This window comes from Kitasatospora sp. NPDC058965 (assembly GCF_042741245.1).
GTDB lineage: Bacteria > Actinomycetota > Actinomycetes > Streptomycetales > Streptomycetaceae > Kitasatospora.
In genome coordinates this window covers 1-2696 of record NZ_JBHYKG010000541.1, presented here as the reverse complement: position 1 = coordinate 2696, position 2696 = coordinate 1, and the positions used below count along the sequence as shown (strand labels likewise).

2 protein-coding genes are annotated in these 2696 nt (G+C 72.6%); both read right to left on the bottom strand.

All coding sequences use genetic code 11. The features are described from left to right. Positions 1-45: 45 nt before the first annotated feature. Positions 46-1239: a methionine adenosyltransferase gene (gene metK, locus ACFW1A_RS39855; protein WP_380418520.1), complete on the bottom strand. Its 1194-nt coding sequence runs from the start codon at positions 1237-1239 to the stop codon at positions 46-48. A gap of 174 nt (positions 1240-1413) precedes the next feature. Continuing rightward, positions 1414-2634 (bottom strand): bifunctional phosphopantothenoylcysteine decarboxylase/phosphopantothenate--cysteine ligase CoaBC, encoded by a 1221-nt coding sequence (gene coaBC, locus ACFW1A_RS39850; RefSeq protein WP_380418518.1) that lies wholly within the window; start codon positions 2632-2634, stop codon positions 1414-1416. Between the last annotated feature and the right edge of the window lie 62 nt (positions 2635-2696).

Sequence of the window (2696 nt, the reverse complement as noted above, 5' to 3'; positions counted from 1 at the left end):
CCGCCCCCGCGAACGGGGGCGGCCACCGCCGGGAAGCGCGCGGGCTCAGGCCTGCACGGCCGCCTTCAGCGCCTCGGCGCGGTCGGTCCGCTCCCAGGTGAAGTCCGGCAGCTCGCGGCCGAAGTGGCCGTAGGCGGCGGTCTGCGAGTAGATCGGGCGCAGCAGGTCCAGGTCGCGGATGATCGCGAGCGGGCGCAGGTCGAAGACCCGGGTCACCGCCTCCTGGATCTTGAGCACCGGCACGGTCTCGGTGCCGAAGGTCTCCACGAACAGGCCCACCGGCTCGGCCTTGCCGATCGCGTACGCGACCTGCACCTCGGCGCGCCGGGCCAGGCCCGCGGCGACGATGTTCTTGGCCACCCAGCGCATCGCGTACGCGGCCGAGCGGTCCACCTTGGACGGGTCCTTGCCCGAGAAGGCGCCGCCGCCGTGGCGGGCCATGCCGCCGTAGGTGTCGATGATGATCTTGCGACCGGTCAGACCGGCGTCACCCATCGGGCCACCGATCTCGAACCGGCCGGTCGGGTTGACCAGCAGGCGGAAGTCGGAGGTGTCGATGGTCAGGCCCTGCAGCTCCGGCTCCACCACGAACTCGCGGATGTCGGGCGCGAGCAGCGAGTCCAGGTCGATGTCGCTGGCGTGCTGGGTGGAGACCACCACGGTGTCCAGGCGGACGGCCTTGTCGCCGTCGTACTCGATGGTGACCTGGGTCTTGCCGTCGGGGCGCAGGTACGGGATGGTCCCGTTCTTGCGCACCTCGGTCAGCCGGCGCGCCAGGCGGTGCGCGAGGGTGATCGGCAGCGGCATCAGCTCGGGCGTGTCGTCGCACGCGTACCCGAACATCAGGCCCTGGTCGCCGGCGCCCTGGCGGTCCAGCTCGTCCTCGTCGCCCTCGACCCGGTGCTCGTGCGCGGAGTCGACGCCCTGGGCGATGTCCGGCGACTGCGAGCCGATGGACACCGACACGCCGCAGGAGGCGCCGTCGAAGCCCTTCTTGGAGCTGTCGTACCCGATCTCGAGGATCTTGTCGCGCACCAGCTGGGCGATCGGCGCGTAGGCGGCGGTGGTCACCTCGCCGGCGATGTGCACCTGGCCGGTGGTGATCAGGGTCTCGACCGCGACGCGGGAGGTCGGGTCGTCCTTGAGCAGGGCGTCGAGGATGGTGTCGCTGATCTGGTCAGCGATCTTGTCGGGGTGCCCCTCGGTGACGGACTCCGAGGTGAACAGGCGGCGAGACACAGCGCTCCCTGGGGTTGCAGCGGCTGCTGACTGAACGCTCCCGGCCGGGCCGGGGCATCCGGAAAGACTTGATTCCTGGAGTGTAACGGTCAGCTATCGCCGATCAATACTCCCCACCACCTTCTTGGACACTCTGTCTCGCATGACGGGATCTTCCGAGGTCAGCGGCCCCGGTCAGGCGAACCGCGCGGCCACCAGGTCCCAGACGACCTCGGCCAGGTCCTCCTTGGGGCCGTCCGGCACCACCGTCTCGGAGCCGTCCGCGCCCAGTACCACGGCCGCGTTGGTGTCGGTGCCGAAGGCCTTGGTCTCGCCGACCTCGTTGACCACCAGCAGGTCGCAGCCCTTGCGGGCGAGCTTGGCCCGGCCGTTGGCGAGCACGTCGTCCGTCTCGGCGGCGAAGCCCACCACCAGCTGCCCCGGGCGGGACCGCTCGGCCGACAGTTCGGCCAGGATGTCGGGGTTGCGCACCAGCGCGACCGGAGCCGGCTCGGTGCCCTCCACCTTCTTGATCTTCCCGGCGGCGTAGACCGCCGGGCGGAAGTCCGCCACCGCGGCCGCCATCACGACCACGTCCGCGTCCTTGGCCGCCAGCAGGGCGGCCTCGCGCAGCTCCAGCGCCGAGGAGACCCTGACCACGTCCACCCCGGCCGGGTCCGGCAGCTCGGTGTTGGCGGCCAGCAGCGTGACCCGGGCGCCGCGCGCGGCGGCGGTGCCGGCCAGCGCGTAGCCCTGCTTGCCGGAGGAGCGGTTGCCCAGGAACCGGACCGGGTCCAGCGCCTCCCGGGTGCCGCCGGCCGAGACCACCACGTGACGGCCGGTCAGGTCCGGCTCCGCGATGCCGCGGGCCAGCACCCGGCGGCAGGCGGCGAAGATCGCGTCCGGGTCGGGCAGCCGGCCCTTGCCGGTGTCCTTGCCGGTCAGCCGGCCGACCGCCGGCTCCAGCACCACCGCGCCGCGCCGGCGCAGCGTGGCCACGTTCTCCCGGGTGGCCGGGTGCTCCCACATCTCGGTGTGCATCGCGGGCGCGAAGACCACCGGGCAGCGGGCGGTGAGCAGGGTGTTGGTGAGCAGGTCGTCGGCCAGCCCGTGGGCGGCCTTCGCCATGATGTCGGCGGTGGCGGGGGCGACCACCACCAGGTCGGCCTGCTGCCCGATCCGCACGTGCGGGACCTCGTGCACCCGGTCCCAGGTCTCCACCGCGGCCGGCCGGCCGGACAGCGCCGCCCAGGTGGCCTCGCCGACGAAGTGCAGCGCGGCCGCGGTCGGCACCACGGTGACCTGGTGCCCGGACTCGGTGAACCGGCGCAGCAGCTCGCAGGCCTTGTAGGCGGCGATCCCGCCGCTGACGCCGAGGACGACCCGGGGCTGGTTCTTGGTGCTCGTCTCAGTCACACCGTCACCTTAGAGGCAGCCCCGCCGGGAACGGCCGAGGGGCCCACCGGAGTGATCCGGTG